Below are 21190 nucleotides of genomic sequence, written 5' to 3' on the forward strand. Positions count from 1 at the left end.
CGCGGCCGTGTGCCACGCCCACCACGGCCGCCGCGCCCACCACGGCCGCCGCGCACGCCGCGGCCCCAAGTGCGGGACAACCGCGGGCGGTTGATAGGTGCCACCCGCGCACCGCGGTCACCGCAGGGGCGGCGGCATCCCTGCTCGCCGGTGTCGAGCGAGGTGATCGTCCTGGCGAGACGGTCCGGGGCGATGCCCGAGCGGCCCGTGCGAGGCCCCCGTTGTCGTGGCGGCGGCGGACCGCGGCGCCCGCCGTCCTCGTGGTGGCGCGGGAGGCTACGGCAACACCGCCTGTGCGGGCGTCAGTTCGCCGCTCACGACGAACAGGCCGCGGCCCGTGGGCCCGCCGCCGCTGTTGGCGGGGACGCGGACGCCGAACATCTCGCCGTCCTGGGAGCCCGAGGGCGAGAGCATCAGGCCGTTGCGCGAGCGCCGCGCCTGGACGACGAAGCCCCGGTACTGCGAGGACAACGTGTCGGACGCGCCCGCGGCGATGAGCCCGAGTCCGCCGTCCATGCCCTCCTTGAGGAGTTCCTCCAGCGTCTCGTCGAGCGCGGTGTCGTAGAGGAGTTCGGCGTCGTCGACGACGATCACGTACGCGCCCGAAGCGCTCTCCGTGTACGCCTTCAGGTCCTCCGACGACGCCGAGCCGTCGAGGACGGCCAGGACGCCCTGTTCTCCGGCGAGTTCACGCAGCGGGGAGCGGCGCGGCGCGATGACCAGGACCTCGGTGCCCTGGGAGAGGAGCGAGCGCGCCGCCGTGACGAGGGTGCTGGAGCGGCCCGAGCGCGGCGGGCCCGTCACGACGAAGCCGGGGCCGTTGGCGTCGAGATCCATGCCGAGCGGTTCCAGCTCGTCGCCGCCCACGGCGAACAGGGCCCACAGCGGGGCGGGCGGCACGAAGTCGGGGACCAGCTCCCGCGCGGCGCGCGCGTCGATACGGGTCGGCAGGATGTCCACGCGCAGCGGCCGCAGGCCACGCGTGCGCGGCGGCTCGACGGCTCGCGCGAGGCGTTGCAGCTCGGCGACCTGCGCCTGCCCGGAGCGGTCGGCGGCGAGGAGCGCGACCTGCGATTCGCGTACGCCCTCGTCGGTCGGGCGCAGGATGCGGCCGGGCTGCACCTCGCTCGGCACGTCGGCCGAGCGGATGCCCGCGAGCGCGTAGTCATTGACGTCGGTCAGGCGCAGCACGAGACGTTCCCCGAACGACGCCGAGACGTCCCCCGACAGGCCTGTGCGGTCGGTCGCGAGAACGACCTTGATGCCGAGCGCCGCACCCTCCCGGAACAGCCGCCTGGCGCCCTCGACGAGCCGCCCGTAGTCGTAGTTCTCGAAGGCCGCGCGGAAGGCGTCCCAGCCGTCCACGAGGACGAGCACGACCGGCAGCCGTTCGCCCTCGGGGGCGCTCGCCCGCTGCTCGGCCGCGCTCGACTGCCCGCGCTCGGCCAGCAGCGTCTGCCGCCTGGCCAGCTCGGCGAGCAGCCGCCCGAGCAGCCGGTCCACGCGCGCGGTCTCGTCCCGCGTGACGACGGCGCCGCAGTGCGGCAGCGCGGTGAGCGGCAGGAGCGCGTTGGCGCCGCAGTCGATCCCGTACAGGTGCACGTCCTCGGGCGAGCAGGTACGGGCGAGGGAGCCCGCGAGCGTGCGGAGCACCGTCGAGCGGCCCGAGCGGGGACCGCCGGCGACCATGACCTGCTCGCCGTCGAGCAGGTCGAGCGCGAGGACCTCCCGCGCCTGGCGCGCGGGCAGGTCGGTGATGCCGAACGGCAGCGGCGGCAGCTCGCCGGGACCGAGCGCGGGCCGTCCCGTGTCGGGCAGCTCGTCGAGGGTGGTCTGCTCCGGGATCGGCTCCAGCCACGGTTTGCGCGGCTCGGGGCAGCCCAGGAGCCGCGCGCCCTCCGCGATCGCGTCCACGAGCACGGCGAGGTCGGTCACCATCGTGCCGTCGTCGCCTTCCCCGTCCCCGCCGCCGGGCAGCGGCCGCCCGTAGTCCGTCCAGTCGACCAGCCGGACAGCGACCTCCGCCGCCGCGCTCCGGTCACCCGGCCTGCGGCCCCCGATCCGCGCCGACTGCACCCCCGTGAGCGACTGCGAACCCGAGCGGACGTAGCAACGCCCGGGCGTGGACTTGGAGATGAGCGCCGAATCGGGCGCCTCGATGACGTCCCGGGACTCCTCCGCGTTCGTCACGCGCAGCGCGATCCGCAGGTTGGTGTTGGCGCGGATGTCCTGGCTCACGACACCGGCGGGGCGCTGCGTCGCGAGCACCAGGTGGACCCCGAGCGAACGGCCTCGCCGTGCGATGTCGACCAGCCCGGCCACGAAGTCGGGCAGTTCGGCGACGAGCGAGGCGAACTCGTCGATGACCAGCATGAGTCGCGGCATCGCTTCGAGTTCCGGCCGCAGCCGCCGCGCGTCGTTGTAGTCCTCGATGTCCTTCGTCGCCGCGTGGAAGAGGATCTCCTCGCGGTGCCTCAACTCGGCGGCGAGCGAGTCGAGCGCGCGCTCGGTGAGGTGCGCGTCGAGGTCGCTCACCATGCCGACCGTGTGCGGCAGCCGCGCGCAGTCCTGGAAGGCGCTGCCGCCCTTGTAGTCGATGAGGACGAAATTGAGGCTGTCGGGCGTGTTGTTGAGCGCGAGCGAGGCGATCATGGTCTGCAACAGCTCGGACTTGCCCGCGCCTGTCGTGCCCGCGATGAGCGCGTGCGGCCCGTCGCGGCGGATGTCGAGCACGAAGGGCCCGTCGGCGCCGACCCCGATGACCGCCGAGGTCGTGGACCCGCCCCGCCGCCACAGCGCGGCGACGTCCTTGCCCTCCGGGTCGGGGAGGTCGACGAGGTCCAGGAGGCGGGCCGCCGTGGGCAGCGCCGCGTCCGCGTCGTCGCGGCTGATGTCCCGTACGGGCGCGAGCGCGCGCGCGACCCGCGTGCACCACGCCGTGCTCACCTGGTCGGCGAGCACCTCGCCCGCCGACTCGTACCCGTGCCCGAACAGCCGTACGTGCGCGGAGGGTTCGGCAGGCCAGCACACCGCGGTGCGGCACTCCTCGGGCAGCACCCGCTGGTCCTCGTCCACACAGATCGCGTAGATCCCGACCGCGGGGCCCTCCTGGAGCAGGCGCGGCACCCCGGGGACCCTGCGCAGCAGGCGCGCCCCGTCGAGGACGAGCAGGATGTGCGCGTCGGGGCGCAGCGCGTACTGCGCGGCGTTGTTGCGCGCGGCCTCCTGCCTGCGCTCCAGCTCGGCCGTCACCTCGGAGATCCTGCGGCTCACCGTCTCGCCGTCCGTGCCGAGCAGCGCGACACAGCCCTGGCCCTGGCGGGGCGCCGCGTGCGGCAGCCAGTGCGCCCACTCCCAGCGCTCGGCCGCGTCCTTCGCCGAGGACAGCACGACGAGCGAGAGGTCGCGGGGCGAGTGCAGGATCGCGGCCTGCGCGGCGAGCCACCGCGCCGAGGCCACCGCGCGCTCGCGGTCGCCCGCGACCCCGACGACCCCCAGTTCGGTGAGCGGCAGCGTCAGCGGCACGCTCGCCACGACGGGCGGGTCCGGATCGGCGCCCGACGAACCGGCGCGCTCGTGCACGAGGTCCAGTTCGGCGGGCAGGTCGGTGAGCCCGACCCGCAGGTGCAGGGCGTCCACGTCCGTGATCCGCCGCTCCCACAGGCGCCGCCTCGGGCCCGTCGCGAAGAGGAGCGCCTGCGCCGGGTCCGGGTAGCCCTCGCGCCGCCGCGCCTGGTCGTCGGCGCTCAGCTCCGTCAGCTTCTCCTCGTGGGCGGCGAGCGCGGCCTTGTACTCCTTGACGGCTGTGCGGTGCCGCTTCTTGCCGTGCCGCCGGTCGCTCCACCACTGCCCGAACATCATCGCCGGGGACATGAAGCAGAACAGCAGCATGTACGCCGACTTCATCATGAAGTACATGCCGAGCCCGAAGAACAGCGGCAGCAGCATGGAGAGGACCTGGAGCCGCGCCCCCTCGCCCTTCACCGGTTCCTCGGGGATCGCGAGCCGGGGCCTGGCGCGCGGTGAGGTCAGGCGCGGCGGGCGGTTGTAGGCGAGGCCGCCCTCGTCCGTCGGGGTCAGGTGGGCGTCGGGCGGGCCGGGTTCGGCGAGCGCGAACACCGAGTCCCCGCAGGCGAGCAGCGCCTCGGGCGGCCAGGCGGTCGCCTTCCCGATCTCCTCGCCGTCGAGCGTGAGCGTCACCCCGGGGGCGGGTTCGACGGTGACGGCGCCCGCGTGGTCGACGGTGAGGCGCGCGGCGAGCGCGGGCAGCGTGGGCTCCTCGACGCGCAGGGTCGCCGCCGGGCCCGAGCCGAGCGTGCTCGCGCCGAGCGCGACCCGGGCCACGCGCCCGGCCGCCGGGCCGCCGCACACCCGTACCTCGAAGCGCCCGCCGGGCTCCGCGTGCCCGACCCACGGACCGATCGTGTCGTCCGTCGAGACCTTGACGCCGTCCCGCAGGAGCGGGCCCACCGGCTCGTCGGGCGCGCACCGCCGCCCGTCGACCCACAGGTTCGGGGGCGCCTCGTGCAGCCGCGTGACCTGCGCGGGGACACCGCTCCCGAGTCCGCCGCCCGGCGCTGCCGGGAGCCCTCCCGGCAGGCCGGTGGCCGACAGGCCCCCCTGCCGCGCGGCCCGGCGCAGCGCCACGGCGACCTCGGCCGCCGTCGTCCGCTTGTCCACGGTGACCACCGCGTCCTGCCCCGGCGCGCCCTCCTCGACGAGCGTCATCCTCACGCGCATCCGTACCGTCTCCCCCTGCCCGGCTCACGCCGCGCTCGCCATCGAACTTCCTTGCGCGGTACGGAAATGATGCCGCATCCCGGGGTGGCGGGAGGTGGGCGGCCGGTGCGGGTGCGGGGAAGCGCGGAGGTACGGGCGATTCGCGGCGGTACGTGCCGGGCAGGCCGGACGGCCCGCGTGGAGCGGCCCGCGTGGGGCGGTACGTGAGGGACGGCTCGCGTGGGGCGGTACGTGAGGGACGGCTCGCGTGGGGCGGTACGTGCGGGCCCGTGCACCTCGCAGGCGGTGTTCCGCGACCGGCCGCTCACCTTGCGCGGCAATCGCGCGCCGGTTCCTTCACCCTTCGCGCGTACGTTCCTTCACCCGGCCGGGGGAACGCCACGCGCGCAGCGGATGCGCAGCGGGCACCGGGGCAGCACCCTCTGTGTGAGGGAGGTGCACTATGGGTTCGTCACGCGTCACGCTCTGTGTCACGGCCGCGCTGCTGGCGGCCGTACTCGGTCCGCAGGGGGCCGCGTCGGCGGCGAGCGGCGCCCCGGAGCGGCCCGCGGTGCGAGCCGAGGCGTGCCTGGCCCGCCCTGGCACCCCGGACGCCGGGTTCTTCCCCACCCCGTCCCCCTCGCGCTCCTGCCCGCCGCGCGACACGAACGGCCCGCCGCCCCCGGGCGCCGCCCGTCAGGCCCACGCCCCCGAGCCCGCCGAGCGCCGCGCGGGCGAGCGGCCCGCAGCGGTCCCCGCCGCACGCGCGGCGGGCCCGAGCGCGGCACAGGCCGTCGTGGGGTTCCTCCTCGCGGCGACCGCCGCACTCGTCGTCGCCTTCGGTGTCCTGCGCCGCGGCCGCCGCTGAAGCCGTCCGGGGCGGCACGGCCGGGGGCGCTTCTGCTCGTTCCGGCCAACTCCCGCGCTTCCCGGGCGAATCGGGGCGGATATCCCGGCGGGGCGTCCCGCTATGTCAGGATTGAAGCCTCACCGGTACACCCTAGGGGGAGTGGATGTACGGCAGTGACGCACGTGGATGGCGCGGAGTCGCGGTCGGCGTGCTCGTGGCAGCGGCCGTGCTCGGGGGGTGCTCCTCGGGCGGCGGCGACAAGGGGGGAGAGGACCCCAAGCCGCACGACACGAACACGGCGGTGGGGCAACGCCCCAAGGGCCAGGACCCGTACTGGGTCAACCCGCGCGGCAAGGCGGCCTCCGCGCTCGCCGGGTACCGCGCGGACGGCAAGGAGACCGAGGCCGGGCTCGTGGAGCGCATCGCGCGTGAGCCGGTCGGGCAGTGGCTCACCCCGGAGGGCGCGGGGGAGGAGGCGCGCGGCTTCACGGAGGCCGCCGCGCAGGCGGACCGTACCGCCCTCCTCGTCCTGTACAACATCCCGCACCGCGACTGCGGCCAGTACTCGGGCGGCGGCGCGGCCGACGGGAACGCGTACCGCGCCTGGATCGACAAGGTCGCCGCAGGCATCGGCGACGGGCCCGCGACCGTCGTGCTCGAACCGGACGCCCTGCTCCACCTCGTGGACGGCTGCACACCGCAGGAGTTCCACGAGGAGCGGTACGACCTCCTCAAGGGCGCCATCGAGAAGCTCGGCGCGCTCCCGCACACCACGGTCTACCTCGACGCGGGCAACCCGGGCTGGCAGCGCCCCGAAGCGCTCGCCGAACCGCTCAAGCGTGCCGGGATCGAGGCGGCCGACGGCTTCGCCGTCAACGTCTCCAACTTCCAGACGACCGCGCGGAGCGTCGCCTACGGCAAGGAGCTGTCCCGTCTCGTCGGCGGCAAGCACTTCGTCGTCGACACGAGCCGCAACGGCAACGGGCCCTATACGCAAGGCGATCCGGGCGAGCGGTGGTGCAATCCGCCGGGGCGGGCGCTCGGTGAGCCGCCGACGACGAGGACGGACGACCCGCTCGTGGACGCGTACCTGTGGGTGAAGCGGCCCGGCGAGTCGGACGGGACGTGCAAGGGCGGGCCCCAGGCGGGGGACTGGTGGGCGGAGTACGCGCTCGGGCTCGCGAAAGAGCGCTGACACCGGACGAGCTGGGGTGGGGTCCCGCCGGACCCCACCCCAACTCACGTCCCAGGGTAGCTACTTCACTTCCACCCACTGGGCCTTGCTCGGTGTCCCCTGGTCGTCCGTGACGAAGAGCATGTACCAGCCGCTCGGCACGAGGTTCCGGTTCTTCGGGATCGTCACCTCGATGCCGCCCGCGCTCCGCCTCACGTCGAGGGCCACCGAGCGCTGGTCGACGTCCGTCACGTGCGTGGAGGCGCTCGGGCGGATGAGGCGCGCGGTGCGGATCGCGGCCGCGTGCTTGCTCGGGTACCTGGCGGTGCCACCGCGCTCGACGGCGGCCGGGCCCTTGCCGAGGCCCGGGCGCGCGCCCTGGTAGAGGTACGGCGGCGTGTAGATCTCCAGGCGCTGCTCGAAGGTGCCCGGCTTGCTGTTCGCCTTGTCCGCGTAGAGCGAGTCGGAGCCGAAGAAGAGCACGCGCCCGTCGGGCAGGAGCAGCGAGCCGGAGTGGTAGTTGCGGCCCACCTCGGGGTCCGCGACGCGGCGGAAGGTGTTGGTCCTCGTGTCGTAGAGGCGGGCCTGGTGGATGTTGGAGTCGCCGCGTCCCCGGTAGTCCTCGGACCCGCCGGAGACGAGCACGCTGTCATCGGGCAGGACCGAGGTCTGCGGGTAGCGGGTGCCCTTCTCCAGCGAAGGCCCGTCGTGGAAGCGGGGGGTGGGGTCCTTGAGGTCGATGAGCCGTGTCCTGCTGCTCGACTTCGTGGACTCGCCGACACCCCCGCCCCCGATGACCAGGTACTTCTCGTCCTGCGCGGGCGGCAGCAGGACCGTGCCCGAGGTCTCCATGCGGTCGGGGTCGCTGAGGCCCGCGAGCTTGTCGAAGCGGTTCGACTCCAGGTCCCAGATGCCCGGCTCGCGGCCCTCGTCGGCGGGCCCGTACCCCGCGTTGGAGCCCGAGTAGAAGAGCCGCCCGTCCTGGAGGAGGAAGACGGCCGGGTACGTCGGGAACTGCCGCTCCTTCTTCGTGTACGTCCAGGTGCGGGTCTTCGGGTCGAAGACCTCGTTCTTGCCGGGGACGAGCTGGCCGATGTCGTCGAGCCCGGACAGGGAGAGGACCTTCCCGTCGGAGAGGGTCGTCAGGGTCGGGTACCAGCGGGCCTCGTGCATCGGGTCGACCTTGATGTACTTCTCGGCGACCGGGTCGAACTCGAAGGCGTCGTCGATGCCCTGGAAGTCCTTCTTGTCGAGCGCGAGCTTCTCGGCGATCCCGTACACGTTGTGGCGGTCCGCGCCCGTGAGCCCTTCGACGCGGTAGTTGTCCTGCGAGCCCGTCTCGTACTTCGCGCCCTCCTTCTCGGCCTCGACGTAGATGCGGTCGAGCCCGGGCTCGGTGCGCAGGAACTTCCCCGTCTTCTTGTCGAAGATCTTCTTGGCCCGCTCGACGACCGCGGGGTCCTTCGCGACGAAGGTCTTGCCGGACTCCTTGCCGGTGAACTTCGTCCCGGCCTTGATCGTCTTCGGCGCGTCCGGGTCCTCGTTGTGGACGATCATGAGGCCCCCGGCCTTCTTCACGTCGCCCTTGAGCTTCTCGTAGCGCTTCGTGCCGCCCGCGACGAGCAGGTTGCCGTTGGCGAGCTGGGTGTGCCCGGTGCAGAAGAGGTCGTCGGGGGTCGGGACCTTCTTGATGGTGTTGCTCGCGGGGTCCCAGATGCGCGTGTCGTACTTCTTCGCGTCGAAGTTGTCCTGGTTGTTGCCCGAACCGGCGATGAGCAGCACCTTCCCGGTGCGCAGGAGTGCGGCGTGGATCGTGTTCTGCCGGTACTCCTTCGGGAAGTTCAGGATGTCCCAGTGCCCGTTGCGCTCCTTGTACTCGGGTCTGTTGATCTTGTAGTGGTGGTAGCGCTCGGAGCCGAAGCGGTACATGGCCGGTGCGTTCATGCCCGCGATCGCGATCACGACGACGGCCCCGACCCCGACCCGGCGCATCCGGCGCAGCCTGGCGCGGTCCGTCATGCCTCACGCCCCCCGATCCGCACGGTCTCGCCGTCGTCGTCCGCGGCGGCCCACGAGGGCCGCGGATCGCGCGCCGAGCCCGTGGGCTGCCCGGGCACCGACGCCTGCGGGGGCACGGGCGCGGGCGGAGGCACTACGGGTACGGGGGCGGCCCCGGGCTCCCGTACGGGCCCTGCCGCCGTCCCCTCGTGCCGCAGCGACCATCGCCACAGCAGGATCGGTGCCGCCGTGATGAGCAGCGCGAGCGAGGCCCAGACGATCATCGCCGGGTGGTGGTGGCCGAGTGCGAAGGAGGCCGCGAGGGAACCGCCGAAGACGGCGATGAAGAAGAGGTGGACGCGGAAGGTCCCGAAGAGCGTGTCCGGGCTCGCCGAGTCGCCCTTGGGTGTCACGACGAAGCGGCTCTTGCGGCGCAGTGCCGCGTCCATGAGCGAACGCGCGTACAGCGGTGCCGACATGGCGGACATCGCCATACCGGCGACCCCGCCGGAACCCTCCGGCTCGTGCGGCGAGACGTTGTGCCGCCTGTTCCAGATGTACAGCCCGATCTGGAGCGCGGAGGCGTTGCCGTAGAGCATGAGCCATACGGACGGGTCGATGTTGACCCCGGAGGCCCCGAGCCCGAGGAACAGCGCGCAACTCAGCGCGGCCAGAATCCAGTTGAGCGCGGACATCGGGTAGAAGACGACCATCATCGTGTAGTTGAAGAAGCGCCCGAACGGCAGCGTGAACGGCGCCTTCCAGAACTGCTTGAGCAGCGTCTCGTACGTCCCGCGCGACCACCGGAGTTGCTGCGTGAAGAAGTCCGTCCAGGCGGCCGGGCCCTCGCCGACCGCGAGCACGTCGGGGGTGTAGACCGACTTCCACTTGCGGCCCGTGCGCGGGTTGCGGGCGCGGTGCATCTCGAAGCCCGTCGCCATGTCCTCGGTGATCGAGTCGTACAGGCCGCCGATCTGGCGCAGCGCCGCGATCCGTACGGCGTTGGACGTACCGACGAACATGGGGGCGCCGTAGGCGTTGCCCGCGCGCTGGATGAGCGCGTGGAAGAGGAACTGCTGCGATTCGGCGGCCTTGGTCACGAAGCTGTCGTAGTTGCCGTAGACCTGCGGTCCGATGACGAAGCCGACGTCCGGGTCGCGGAAGTAACCGAGCATCCGCTCCAGGTAGTTGGGGAGCGGGACGTGGTCGGTGTCGACCGAGGCGAAGTAGTCGTACTCGTCGCCGTGCGCGTCCAGCCAGGCGTTGTAGTTGCCGTGCTTGGTCTTCGCGCGGTGCGGGCCCCTGGGCTGGTTCCAGCGCGCGACGCCCTTGCGCGAGAAGTGCTTCACCCCGAGCCGCGCGCACACCGCGCGCACCTCGGGGTCGTCGCCCTCGTCGAGCAGCCACACGTGCAGGACGCCCCGGTGCCGGATGCGGACGGCGGCCTCAAGGGTCCGCGTCACCATCTCCAGCGGCTCCTTGCCCGGCACGAAGGACGTGAGGAAGGCGACGCGCGTCCCGGTCTCGGGGACGACGGGCACGGGGTCGCGCGCGACGAGTGTCGCGTGCGCGTTGGAGAGCACGTTGAGGCAGCGGAACAACTCGATGAGCCCGATCGCGACGAGCATCACCACGTCGAGCACCGGCAGGAAGTCGTACGCGGGGTAGTCGCGCTCCGTCCAGTGCGCGGGCTGGAGCAGCCACACGAGCAGGCCGAGCGAGAGCACGGGCGCGGCGCAGAGCAGCAGCGTGGCCCGCACCCGGTGCGTCTCCTGGCCGATCAGGCTGCGGTAGCGGACGCGGTAGGGGCGGGATGGATCGGGTTCGGTGAGCGGTCCGGCGAGCCGGCTGTAGTGCTCGTAGTCGTAGCGGGGCAGTTTGCCGCGCAACCGGCGGAAAGTGCCGGTCCTGGTCTGCTCCACTCTGAGCTGGGTCGTGCGCGCCGGATCGTCACCGGTCGGCGTCATGAGTCATTCCCCCCGCACGCGGCCGCCGGGCCGCGTGGTCTCGTTCTCCCTCGCCCGCGGCGGCCCCCTCCGGCCGTCGCGGGCGCGTGCTGTCGTCACCGCCGGTGCGGTGGCCGGGTGGGTGTGCCGGGCCGCGCGTCCCTGGCGGTGTTCGTCACGACGTTCGTCATGAACTTCGCCATGTTCGTCACGAAGTTCGTCGCGACAAATGATGCTTTTTCCGGCGCGCCGGTTGCGCGATGCCCCTCCCGGCACGACCCCCCGCCGCCCGGCGCCCCCTCTCGACGACTCGAAAAGAGTTCTACGCCACCGGCCATGATCGCAAGGGCGAAACAATGTGTTTACCGTGCATATCCGCCAATCGGTACAACTGAACGGTTGACCGTCCGAACGGGTGTATGAGGGGCACGGGACGCGGGGGATGGGAGCGCGCGAGGGGGTGGGCGCGTGCGCGGAGGCGCGCGGGATGTGCGGACGCGCCGGTGCTCCTCGGGCGAAGGCGCTGCGCGCCCATACGAAAAAGGCCCCCCGATCGCTCGGGGGGCCTTCTCTGTCGGTGCGCCGCCAGGGACTCGAACCCCGGACCCGCTGATTAAGAGTCAGCTGCTCTAACCAACTGAGCTAGCGGCGCCTGCTGACGTCGAGAACTTTACCCGATCCCCAGGGGTGCTCCCAAACCACGGCGGCCCCGCATCCGCACGCCCCTGACCGGGGGTGATGCGGCATTCGGGTCGTCAACATGCGGGCCCGCCCCGGCGTTGGGAAACTGATGTCTGTACAGATTTCGGCTGATTTGTCCCAGAGGGTGTGACGTGAATCTCATCGCCGGTCCCGTCTTCGAGGAGTTCCAGCCGGGCGCTGCCTGCCCGTGCCCCGGGTGCGCCGCCGAGCGCGCCCCCGCCGTCCCGTCGGGCGCGCGGCGGCGTCGCGGGCGTACGGGGGCGTACGGCGTACGGGCCGTGCTCGCCCTCGCCGCCGCGGCGACCTCCGTGCTCGGAGCCGCCCCCTTCGCGCCCCCCGCCTTCGCTGCCCCGGAGCCACCTGGCGCCACCGCCCCCGAGGGACCGTCCGGTGCGTACGGGCCGGGAGCGCCCCAAGCTCCCGCCGTGCGGCGCGAGGCGACCGGGCCCGACGAGGCGGAGGCGCGGCGCGAGGCGGCGGGGACGAGGGAGGTCACGGCGGGTGCCCCGGCGCTCGGGCGCGGGGCGACGGGCGCCGACGAGGCGCGGGCGCGGCGCGAGGCGGGCTTCGCGGCGGCGCCGCGCGAGACCGGCACGGGAGCCGCCGCCGACGCGGCCGACCGGGCCGCGGCGCCCCGTACCGCCACGCCCGCCCGCCCCGCCGCCGCGCCCCGCGAGCCCTCGGCCACCCAGGAGGGCGAACATCCCGGCGATCTTCGCGGCGGTCGTCCCAGCAGTCTTCCCGGCGGCTACGGCGACCCCGACGACCCGTCCGAAGGGCCCCGCACCCCGCAGGGCAGCGCCGAGCCGCTGCACACGGGCGGCGAGGGGGGCGCGGCCGCGCCGGGCACCGTCACGCGCGCGCAGATCATCGACCGCGCCCGTACCTGGCTCGCCGCGAAGGTCCCGTACAGCATGAGCGCATACCACTCGGACGGGTACAGGCAGGACTGTTCCGGCTTCGTCTCGATGGCCTGGGACCTGCGCTCCAACCAGTGGACCGGCTCCCTCGCCTCCTTCGGCGAGCGCATCACGAAGGACGAGCTGAAGCCCGGGGACATGCTCCTCTTCCACAACGCGAAGAACCCGGCGGACGGCTCCCACGTCACGCTCTTCGGCGGCTGGGCGGACGCGGCGCACACGAAGTACATGGCGTACGAGCAGACGCCGCCGCGCACGCGTGGCCGGACCACGCCGTACGCGTACTGGACCAACTCCTCGCGCTACGTGCCGTACCGCGCGAAGAACCTCGCGAGCGGCGGCGCGGGCCCCGAGTCGAGCGCCTTCCCCGGCGCCGCCGCCTTCGGGCCGGGCCGGGCCGGGCCGCACGTGACCCGGCTCGGCGAGCTGCTCGTCGCGCGCGGCGCGGGCGGCGCCTACAAGGTCGGCCCCGGCCCGCGCTGGACCGAGGCCGACCGCCGTGCGACCGCCGCCTTCCAGCGCGCGCAGGGCTGGCGCGGCGCGGGCGCCGACGGCATCCCGGGCCCGCGCACGTGGGAGTACCTCGTCGGCGGCAAGGGCAAGGACGTGCGATGACGACGACACCCGCGGTTCCTGCGGCGCGCGAGGACACGGCCCCGCACCCCCTCGCTCCCCGCCCCTCCGTGCCCGCCGAGCGGCCCGCGCGCACGCTCCCCGGGTGGGGTGTGGTCCTCGTCGCCGCGCTCGCCGCCGCCGTCGCGCTCGGCGCGCTCGCACGGGTCGCCGCGACGGGCTCCCGGCCCGCGGCGGCGCTCGCGCTCGGCTGCGGGCTGCTCTCCGTGTACGCGGGCGCCGGGCTGCAACGCGTACGCCCCGGCACGGCGCACGTGCTCACGCTCGCCGGGCGCTACCGGGGGACGGTGCGGCGCACGGGGCTCGTGTGGGCCGACCCGCTGCCGCGCCGCGTCCCCGTGGACCTCACGCTGCGGCACTGGCGCGGCGGTCCCTTCCCGGTGGGCGGGGGCGAGCGGGTCCAGCTGCTCGTCGTGTGGCAGGTCGCCGCGCCCGCCCGCGCGGCCTTCGCCGTCGAGAACGCGGCGGAGTACCTGCGCGACGCGGTGGAGGCCGCGGCCCGCGCGGTGCGGGACGAGACGGCGCTCACCGCACGTGTCGCCGCCGACGCCGCCACCGTGGGCCTCACGGTCCACACCGTCCGCCCGCTGCGCACCGAACCCGCGCCGCACGCGGCGGTCCTGGACGCGGTGGAGCGGACGGTGACGGGGCTCACGGAACGGGGACTGCTGGGCGAGGACCCGTCGGAGCGCAGAGCGATGGTCAGGGCGCTGACGGTGGCGTTGTCGGCCAAGTCCTAGGCGCGGAAAGGCCCCGGCGGCGTACGAAGAAGGCCCCGGCAGGGTACGAGAAAGGCCCCCCGATCGCTCGGGGGGCCTTTCTCTGTCGGTGCGCCGCCAGGGACTCGAACCCCGGACCCGCTGATTAAGAGTCAGCTGCTCTAACCAACTGAGCTAGCGGCGCCTGCTGACTCGGAAATCATACCCAAGGTTTCGTGTGCTCCCGACCACCCCGGGCCCGCTGCTCAGATCGTCAGGGAGAGCAGGACGGGGGTCGAACCCCTGCTCAGCGCGGCGGCGGCCGCGTGGAGGCGGTGGGCGTGCGCGGCGGGCAGCGAGACGGCGAGACAGCCGACCGTGGGTCCCGTGCTCATCGGGACGGCCGCGCAGACCGTGCCGACCGCGTACTCCTGCACATCGAGCACGGGGACGACGGGCGTCTGCGCCTCCAGCCTGCGGAACAGGGCGCGCGTATCGGTGATCGTGCGGGCGGTGAAGCGGGCGGGGCGGTGGCGCGAGAGGTGCTCGCGGCGTGCGTCGGGGCCGAGCTGTGTCAGGAGCGCCTTGCCGACCGCGCTCGCGTGGCCGGTGGAGCGGAAGTCGACCCACTCGTGGACGCGCGGGGTCTCGGGGGCGTCGGCGACGGTCGTGACGGTGATCTCGCCGTCGACGTAGCGGCCCACGTACACGGCGGCGTTCACCTCGTCGCGCAGGCGGTCGAGGAGCCCCTGGAGGTGGCTGCGGATCGCGAACTCGCTGTTGAGCGAGGAGCCGCCGAGCAGCGAGAGCGACTCGCCCGTCACGTACCCGCCGTCGTCCGCGCGGCGCGCGTAGCCCTGGCCGCACAGCATCGCGAGGAGCGCGCCGAGCCGGTCCGCGTCGAGCCCGGTATCCGCCGCCAGCTCGGGGACGCGGGCCCCGCCCGTACGGCGCGACAGCGCTTCGAGTACCCGCAGGGCGTCCTGCACGGACTGCTGGGCGCGGGTCCTGCGCGGCGGTACGGAGGTCGAAGGCACGGGGTCCCCCTGGCGGCGGCGTGGTGGGCCGGTCGATTCCCGACTCCCGTCACGATAGTGCGGTGGGGGCGCGCGGGGGTGGTACTTGGGGGGATTGAGGGCCGGCGGCCGCAGGGGCCGGGGCGGCCGTGGCCTGGGGATATGGCTGCGGCATATGCCAGCGAAGGGGTCCCGCGGCCGAAGCCGCGAGACCCCTCCCCGGCGGGGCCCGGCACGGACCCGGGGACGCTCAGAGCACCGCGCGCAGGAACTCCCGCGTCCGCTCCTCCTTCGGTTCGCCGAAGATCTGGGACGGGGGCCCCGATTCGACGATGCGGCCCGCGTCGAACATGAGGACGCGGTCGGAGATGTCGCGCGCGAAGCTCATCTCGTGGGTCACGCACAGGAGCGTGATGTCGGTCGTACGGGCGATGTCGCGCAGGACGTCCAGCACGCCCGCCACCAGCTCCGGGTCCAGGGCCGACGTGACCTCGTCCAGGAGCAGGATGTCCGGCTTCATCGCGAGCGCGCGGGCGATGGCGACGCGCTGCTGCTGTCCGCCGGACAGCTGCGTCGGGTGCGCGTCGGCCTTGTCGCCGAGCCCCACGAGGTCGAGCAGCTCACGGGCGCGCGCCTCGGCCTCGGGCTTCGGGACGCCGAGCGCCGTGACGGGCGCCTCGGTGATGTTCCGCAGCACGTTCATGTTCGGGAAGAGGTTGAACTGCTGGAAGACCATGCCGATCTTCTTGCGCGCCTGGCGCTGGTACTTCTCGGAGGCGGGCTTCAACGAGCCGTCCGCCTTGCGCTCGTGGCTCAGCGGCTCCCCGCCGACCCGGATCACGCCCTCGCTCACCTGCTCCAGGGTCATCAGGAGTCGCAGGATCGTCGTCTTGCCCGAACCCGAAGGGCCGATGAGCGTGACGTGCTCGCCCTTGCGCACGGAGAAGTCGAGGTGGTCGAGGACGGTGTTGTCGCCGAAGCGCTTGACGACCTTGTCGAAACGGATCAGCTCGGCGCTGCCGGGCTTCGCGTCGTCGACGGCCACGTCACGCGTCTTGTCGAGCGGTCCCGCCTCCTGCCGCGCGGCGGGTACGGGCTGTTCGTCGGCCGGCTGCGCGGGGGTCGGCTGCGGTTCAGTGGCCAAGGCGTTTCTCCAGCTTTCTCATCAGCAGCGACGTCGGGTAGCTCGCCACCAGGAAGATCAGGCCCGCGAGGGTGAAGACCTCCGCGTACGCGAAGTGGTCGGAGCCGTACTCGCGGGCGTTCAGGACCATGTCGCCCACCGTGATCACGGCGAGGTACGGGGTCTCCTTGAACATGGCGATCGCGTAGTTGCCGAGCGCCGGGAGGACGTTGCGGACCGCCTGTGGCAGGACGACCGCGCCCCACGTGCGTCCGGGCGAGAGCGACAGCGCGCGGGCCGCCTCCCACTGCCCCTTCGGCACCGCGTCGATCCCGGCGCGGTACGCCTCGCCCATGTACGTGGCGTAGTGCACGCCGAGCACGATGATGCCGAGCGTGAGCGGGTCGACCGAGCCGAAGAGGGTGTACACGCCGACGAGCTGCACGAGCAGCGGTGTCGAGCGGATGAACTCGGTGACCGCCTTCACGGGCAGCCGCACCCAGCCGGGGCCCCGGCTCGCCATCGCGACGAGAAGGCCGAGCACGGCGGCGACGAGCGAGCCGAGCACGGTGGCGAGCAGTGTCGTCCAGAAACCGTCGAGCAGGAGCGGGAACGAGTCCGAGACCGCGTCCCATTTCCATTCGTAATTCACTTCGCGCCTCCGCCCGCGAGAGCCGGTTCCGCGCTGCGGCTGCGCAGGACACCGCGCGCGCCCTCGTGCTGCCCGAGCCGCTTCTTCGCCGCCCGCTCCAGGGCGTTCATGCCGAGCGTGAGCAGGTAGGCGAGGACGAAGTAGATGACGAGAAGCGTGAGGTACGCGGGTGCCGTCGCACCCGTGCGGTCACGCATCTGCTGCACGACCGCCGTGATGTCCACGGCCGTGATGAGCCACAGCAGCGGCGTCGCCTTGAGCAGCATGATGAGCAGCGAGGTGAACGAGGGGATCATCTGCACCCAGGCCTGCGGCAGGATCACCTTCCGCATCCGCTGCGCGGGCGAGAAGTTGAGCGCCACGGCCGCCTCGAACTGCGCGCGCGGCACGGCATTGAGCGCCCCGCGCACCACCTCGGAGCCGTACGCCCCGTAGTTGATGCCGAAGGCGACGACGCCGCAGAAGAGCGGATTGAGTTCGTAGCCGGTGATCAGCGGCAGCGCGTAGAAGAGCCAGAAGACCTGCACGTACAGCGAGGTCCCCCGGAAGAACTCCACGATGACCCGCGAAATCCCGCGTACGAGGAGGTACTTGCTGTTCGCCATGAAGCCGAAGACGAAGGAGAGCACGAAGGCGACGAGCGCGCCGAGCACGGTCGCCTGCACGGTCACCCACAGCCCGGAGCCGACGTCGTCGAGGCTGTCGAAGAAGAGGGAGAAGAAGTCACCCATGAATCAGGGCCTTTGTCCGGGCCGCGCGCCGCCGTCCGTGGCCGGTGCGCGGGGTCGGTACGGGGGCGGCGTGCGCCGGTACGGGGTAGCTCACGCCTTGCACAGGGTCGCCGTCCGCAGGTTCGCCGGAGGCACCTCGCTCGCGCCGAAGCCGTAGGGCTTGAGCAGCCGCACGAACTCGGCCTCGTTCGAAGTGATCTTCTTCAGCTCCTTGTTGAAGGCGTCGCGCAGCTCCTCGCTGCCCTTGCGGAAGACCGCGCCACCCGGCGAGTACTGCTTCTTGCCGTCGAGTTCGGGCACGAAGGGGGCGACGACCTCCAGCTCCGGGTTGTTCTTGACGAGCCAGCGCAGCGAGATCCCGGTGAGCACGAAGGCGTCCACGCGGCCCGACTTGACCGCGTCGGCGCCGTCCTGCTGCTTCTGGAGCGACTTGATCTTGCCGCCGGATATGCCCGCGCCCTCCACGTAACTCTTCTCCACCGCACCGGACATGACGCCGAGCGTCGCCCCGGACTCCTTCGCCGAAGCGAGGTCGGTGAGCTTCTTCGGGTTGCCCTTCTTGACGAGCATCGCGGTCGGCGAGATGAACTCGGGCTCGGAGAACAGGGCGTTCTCGCAGCGCTCGGGGGTGATCGCCATGCCCGCGCTGATCACGTCGTACTTACCGGCCTGGAGCCCGGGGATCAGCCCGTCGAACTCCGTGAAGGTGGGCCGCAGTTCGGGCACACCGAGGGCCTTGAAGATCTCGGCGTGCAGCGTCGGGGCCTCGCCCTTGAGCTTGCCGTCCTCCTTGTACCCGTACGGCGCCTCGTTGGCGTACGCGACCTTCACGTACCCCTGCTTCTTGAGCTTGGCGAGGCCCGACTCGCCCCCTGAGCCGCCCGAGTCGGTCTTGCTGCACGCGGCGAGGAAACCGGACACCGTCAGGGCGCCTCCGACCGCCGCCGTACGGGTCAGGAAGCCCCGGCGGGAGAGATGGGGGAACTCGGCCATGTGTGTTACCTCCGCGTCGTACAGCGCATGGATACAGCGCATGGATACGAGGGGGTCGCCTTCCCGAGCGGCCGAAGTTATGCGGATGCCCCGGCGGCTGTGATGCGATGGTGGCCTGAGGGTGACCTTCCTGTTGTCATACAAGGGAGATTTGCGGACCTATCTCTCGCCGTGTCCTCGCCGTGCGGGCCGCTCCCGTCCGCGCGACTCTGGAGGCAAGGCCGGAAAAGTCCGGTACGGGCAGGTGTGGCGGGCGGTGAGCGGGCAGACGCACACAGGCAGGGCGCGCGGCGCGGCGCAGGGCGCGGGGCAGGTCCCCGTACCCGCGTCCGTATCGCTCCCCGTACCCGCATCCGTACCCGTAGCAAGGGAGCAGTGACGTGACGGCACTCGGCTTTCTCTATCCCGGCCACGCGGCGGAGGACGACTACCCGCGCATCGAGCAGATGCTCGCGAGCGACATCCGCCTGCCGCTCGTGCACGTGCCCGCGCGCGGCGGCGAGGCGGGCTGGCCGGGCGAGGTGCTCGCCGGGGAGGCGGCGGAGGAGCTGCGGCTCTCGGGCGCCGAGGCCGTCGTCTGGGCCTCGACGCTCGGCAGCGCGAGCGGCGGGCCCGACGAGGCCCTGCGGCAGGCCGACCGGCTCGCGAAGGACGCGGGCGCCCCGGCGTCGGGCACCGCGGCCGGTTTCGTCAACGCGGCGAGCGAACTCGGCATGCGGCGCGTGTCCCTCGCGACGCCCTACGGCGAGGCGCAGACCGAGACGCTCGCCGACTATGTGCGGGCCGCGGGTTTCGAGGTCGTACGGGCCGTCGCCGGCGGCCCCGCGAGCCCCGCCGAGGCCGCCGCCTGGGACGCGGACGCGCAGGCGAAGCTCGTACGGGACGCCGCCGAGCCCGGCGTGGACGGCGTCCTGCTCGCCTGCACGGCGCTGCGCACCGCCGCGCACATCCCGCAACTGGAGGTCGCCGCGGGCCGGCCCGTCCTCACCGCGAACCAGGTGAGCGTGTGGGAGGCGCTGCGGCTCGCGGAGCGGCGGGTGCGGGAACCGGCGCTCGGGACGCTCTTCACCGTGCAGCCGCCCGTCGTGGGGTGAGCGGGCGGCCGCGGCGGGCTCCGCCGCCGGCCCCTGCGGGAATAACCGGCGGACCCCTCCTGTTGTGCGCCGGAGTACCCGCAGCACCCGCACGACCTGGAGGCATGACCGGTGGACGACGTGGACGAGATCCGAGGCACAGCGCAGGGAAGCGCTCCCGTACCGCTCTCCGTACTCGACCTGGTCACCGTCGGTGCCGGGCACACCGCGAGCGAGGCGCTCGCGACCGGCGTCGAGATCGCGAAGACCGCCGAGCGGCTCGGCTACCACCGCTACTGGGTCGCCGAGCACCACTCGATGCCCGGCATCGCCTCCTCCTCACCGGCCGTGATCCTCTCCCACCTCGCCGCCCACACCGAGCGCATCCGCCTCGGCTCGGGCGGCGTCATGCTGCCCAACCACGCGCCGCTCGTCATCGCGGAGCAGTTCGGCACGCTGGAGGCGCTCGCCCCCGGGCGCGTCGACCTCGGCCTCGGGCGCGCCCCGGGCACCGACGGCGCGACGGCGCAGGCGCTGCGCCGCACCGAACGCCCGGGCGAGGGCGCGGACGACTTCCCCGCGCAGGTCGCCGAGCTGGCCCGGTTCCTCGACGACGACTTCCCCGACGGCCACCCCTACCGCCGTATCCACGCGGTCCCCGGTCCCGTCCAGGCCACCTCGGCGGGCGGCGTGCAGTCCCCGCACCGCCCGCCGCTGTGGCTCCTCGGCTCCTCGGGCTTCAGCGCGCAGCTCGCCGCGATGCTCGGCCTGCCCTTCGCCTTCGCGCACCACTTCGCCGCGCAGAACACGATCCCGGCGCTCGACCTCTACCGCGAGAACTTCCGCCCCTCGGCCGTGCTCGACGAGCCGTACGCGCTGATCGGCGTCGCCGCGCTCGCCGCGGACGACGAGCGCGAGGCACGCCGCCAGGTCATGACGGGCGCCCTGAGCATGCTCCGCCTGCGCACGAACCGCCCCGGCCTCGTCCCGACCCCCGAGGAGGCGGAGGCGTACGAGTGGTCGCCGATGGAGGAGGAGTTCGTCAACGGCTGGCTCGCGAACATCATCCACGGCACCCGGGACGCGGTCCGCGAGGGCCTCAACGACCTCCAGAAGCGCACGGGCGCCGACGAACTGATGATCACGGCGAACGCGCACGGCGGCGAGGAACGCCGCCGCTCCTACGAGCTGATCGCGCAGGCGTACGGCTTCGGCGGGGGCGAGTAGGCGGGCGGGGACCGAGGAGCCCGGCGGGGACCGGGGAGCCCGGCGGGCGAGCGTCACGCGGCGTTCACCCCCGCCCGCTCCGCCCCGCTTCACCCCGCTCCGCTCCCCACCGCCCTGCCCTGCCCCGCTCGGGCCACCTCCTTCCCGCCCCCGCTGCCCGCTGTCACACTTCCGGTCGCCGTCCGGTCATAGGGGTGAGAACGCGATACGCACGAGGAATCAGGGAGTACGGCATGGACGCGCGACTCGATGTGTTCGGCAACGCGGTGGCCGGGAAGGTCGTGGGGCTGCTCGCCAGGACGGGGCCCGTCATCGACGGGAGCGGGCTGCCCGCCGCCACGGTAGAGCTGGTGAAGATCCGGGCCAGCCAGATCAACGGCTGCGGCTTCTGCACCGACATGCACACGAAGGACGCACTGGCCGCCGGGGAGACGCAGCTGCGCCTCAACCTCGTCGCGGTGTGGCGCGAGGCGACCGTCTTCACGGAGGCGGAGCGCGCGGCGCTCGCGCTCGCCGAGGAGGGCACCCGTATCGCCGACGGTGCGGGTGGCGTTCCCGACGAGGTGTGGGCCGAGGCCGCGAAGCACTACGACGAGCAGCAGATCAGCGGACTCGTCGCCCTCATCGCGATCATCAACGCCTACAACCGCCTCAACGTCATCACGCGCCAGCCGGCGGGCGACTACCAGCCGGGGCAGTTCGGCTGAGCGGGGCGGGGGGCCCGTACGGGGGTCG

The 21190-nt window shown here is 72.9% G+C and carries 14 protein-coding genes, 2 tRNA genes and 1 pseudogene; 7 read left to right on the forward strand and 10 right to left on the reverse strand.

The window, feature by feature from the left end; translation table 11 throughout:
* Nucleotides 1-276: 276 nt before the first annotated feature.
* Nucleotides 277-4740 (reverse strand): FtsK/SpoIIIE domain-containing protein, encoded by a 4464-nt coding sequence (locus ACQYWQ_RS20140; RefSeq protein ID WP_431036365.1) that lies wholly within the window; start codon nt 4738-4740, stop codon nt 277-279.
* A 442-nt stretch (nt 4741-5182) separates the two neighbouring features.
* Between ACQYWQ_RS20140 and ACQYWQ_RS20145 the strand changes: the two genes are divergently transcribed.
* On the forward strand, nt 5183-5587 hold the full coding sequence (locus ACQYWQ_RS20145) for a hypothetical protein (protein ID WP_431036367.1): 405 nt from the start codon (nt 5183-5185) through the stop codon (nt 5585-5587).
* A gap of 145 nt (nt 5588-5732) precedes the next feature.
* Nucleotides 5733-6764, forward strand: a complete 1032-nt coding sequence (locus ACQYWQ_RS20150) for a glycoside hydrolase family 6 protein (RefSeq protein ID WP_431036369.1) — start codon at nt 5733-5735, stop codon at nt 6762-6764.
* 60 nt (nt 6765-6824) lie between these two features.
* Here ACQYWQ_RS20150 and ACQYWQ_RS20155 read toward each other — a convergent pair whose 3' ends face one another.
* From ACQYWQ_RS20155 to ACQYWQ_RS20165, 3 genes are all read right to left on the reverse strand, one after another.
* On the reverse strand, nt 6825-8762 hold the full coding sequence (locus ACQYWQ_RS20155; protein WP_431036371.1) for a galactose oxidase-like domain-containing protein: 1938 nt from the start codon (nt 8760-8762) through the stop codon (nt 6825-6827).
* On the reverse strand, nt 8759-10708 hold the full coding sequence (locus ACQYWQ_RS20160; protein WP_431036373.1) for a glycosyltransferase family 2 protein: 1950 nt from the start codon (nt 10706-10708) through the stop codon (nt 8759-8761). Before ACQYWQ_RS20160 ends, ACQYWQ_RS20155 begins: the two co-directional genes overlap by 4 nt.
* 557 nt (nt 10709-11265) lie before the next feature.
* A tRNA-Lys gene (locus ACQYWQ_RS20165) sits at nt 11266-11339 on the reverse strand.
* 829 nt (nt 11340-12168) lie between these two features.
* On the opposite strand from ACQYWQ_RS20165, the pseudogene ACQYWQ_RS20170 reads away from it, so the two are divergent.
* Nucleotides 12169-12918: pseudogene (locus tag ACQYWQ_RS20170) on the forward strand (peptidoglycan-binding protein); the annotation flags it as partial.
* A 2-nt stretch (nt 12919-12920) separates the two neighbouring features.
* A complete protein-coding gene (locus tag ACQYWQ_RS20175; protein ID WP_431036375.1) occupies nt 12921-13682 on the forward strand; it encodes a hypothetical protein in 762 nt (253 codons plus the stop codon).
* Nucleotides 13683-13771: 89 nt separating this feature from the next.
* On the opposite strand, the gene ACQYWQ_RS20180 is transcribed toward ACQYWQ_RS20175, so the two are convergent.
* The 6 genes from ACQYWQ_RS20180 to ehuB form a co-directional block, all read right to left on the reverse strand.
* Nucleotides 13772-13845, reverse strand: a tRNA-Lys gene (locus tag ACQYWQ_RS20180).
* A gap of 61 nt (nt 13846-13906) precedes the next feature.
* Entirely contained in the window at nt 13907-14629 is a 723-nt protein-coding gene (locus ACQYWQ_RS20185) for an IclR family transcriptional regulator (protein WP_431039267.1), read from the reverse strand.
* A 277-nt stretch (nt 14630-14906) separates the two neighbouring features.
* A complete protein-coding gene (gene ehuA / locus ACQYWQ_RS20190) occupies nt 14907-15800 on the reverse strand; it encodes an ectoine/hydroxyectoine ABC transporter ATP-binding protein EhuA (RefSeq protein ID WP_431036377.1) in 894 nt (297 codons plus the stop codon).
* Nucleotides 15790-16431, reverse strand: a complete 642-nt coding sequence (ehuD, locus tag ACQYWQ_RS20195; RefSeq protein ID WP_431036379.1) for an ectoine/hydroxyectoine ABC transporter permease subunit EhuD — start codon at nt 16429-16431, stop codon at nt 15790-15792. Before ehuD ends, ehuA begins: the two co-directional genes overlap by 11 nt.
* Entirely contained in the window at nt 16428-17162 is a 735-nt protein-coding gene (gene ehuC, locus ACQYWQ_RS20200) for an ectoine/hydroxyectoine ABC transporter permease subunit EhuC (RefSeq protein WP_431036381.1), read from the reverse strand. Before ehuC ends, ehuD begins: the two co-directional genes overlap by 4 nt.
* A 90-nt stretch (nt 17163-17252) precedes the next feature.
* The gene (gene ehuB / locus ACQYWQ_RS20205) at nt 17253-18155 is read right to left on the reverse strand and encodes an ectoine/hydroxyectoine ABC transporter substrate-binding protein EhuB (protein WP_431036383.1); all 903 of its coding nucleotides are present in this window, start codon (nt 18153-18155) and stop codon (nt 17253-17255) included.
* 380 nt (nt 18156-18535) lie between these two features.
* Here ehuB and ACQYWQ_RS20210 point away from each other — a divergent pair, with 380 nt between their 5' ends.
* The 3 genes from ACQYWQ_RS20210 (at nt 18536) to ACQYWQ_RS20220 (ending at nt 21162) form a co-directional block, all read left to right on the forward strand.
* Nucleotides 18536-19249, forward strand: a complete 714-nt coding sequence (locus ACQYWQ_RS20210; RefSeq protein ID WP_431036385.1) for a maleate cis-trans isomerase family protein — start codon at nt 18536-18538, stop codon at nt 19247-19249.
* A gap of 111 nt (nt 19250-19360) precedes the next feature.
* On the forward strand, nt 19361-20455 hold the full coding sequence (locus ACQYWQ_RS20215) for an LLM class flavin-dependent oxidoreductase (RefSeq protein ID WP_431036387.1): 1095 nt from the start codon (nt 19361-19363) through the stop codon (nt 20453-20455).
* Nucleotides 20456-20688: 233 nt separating this feature from the next.
* On the forward strand, nt 20689-21162 hold the full coding sequence (locus ACQYWQ_RS20220; RefSeq protein ID WP_431036389.1) for a carboxymuconolactone decarboxylase family protein: 474 nt from the start codon (nt 20689-20691) through the stop codon (nt 21160-21162).
* The last annotated feature ends 28 nt before the right edge of the window (nt 21163-21190 follow it).

Source organism: Streptomyces sp. P6-2-1 (assembly GCF_050613165.1).
Lineage (GTDB): Bacteria > Actinomycetota > Actinomycetes > Streptomycetales > Streptomycetaceae > Streptomyces.